This window comes from Flagellimonas olearia, assembly GCF_009184425.1.
In the GTDB taxonomy this organism is placed as follows: Bacteria; Bacteroidota; Bacteroidia; order Flavobacteriales; family Flavobacteriaceae; genus Flagellimonas; species Flagellimonas olearia.
Genome location: NZ_WELG01000070.1, coordinates 1 through 417 on the forward strand (window position 1 = coordinate 1; position 417 = coordinate 417).

Annotated in this window: 1 protein-coding gene; it reads right to left on the reverse strand. The window is 58.5% G+C overall.

Annotated elements, in window-relative coordinates; translation table 11 throughout:
• Window positions 1-43: 43 nt before the first annotated feature.
• On the reverse strand, window positions 44-417 hold a 374-nt coding region (locus F8C76_RS19250), incomplete at its 5' end, for an MDR/zinc-dependent alcohol dehydrogenase-like family protein (protein WP_500683486.1).

The window sequence follows — 417 nt, forward strand, 5'->3', positions numbered from 1 at the left end:
GCGGGCAACCAATGGCGTCCAGCTGCGCTAGTAATGGCTTGCGCTAGTCCACGATATGATGAGCGCCGAGGCTTTGACACCAGTTGGCAGAGGTTTCGCGACCCGCAGTGGTGATCACCTTAAGACCAAAATAGTGGGCGGCTAGCTGGATAGCGATGGACCCCACTCCTCCTGCGCCACCGATCACCAGCACACTTTTCCCCTCACACTCTCCGGCTCGAAAACCGAGCTGATCTTCCAGGGCCTCCCAGGCGGTTAGTGTGGTGAGGGGGAGTGCAGCCGCTTCTTGCATGCCCAGGCTATTCGGTTTTTTTGCCACTAGCCGTTCATCAACACACTGGAACTGGGCATTGCTGCCCTGGCGTTGCACGGCGCCGGCATACCAGACCCGGTCGCCGACGTTGAAATTTTCCACTT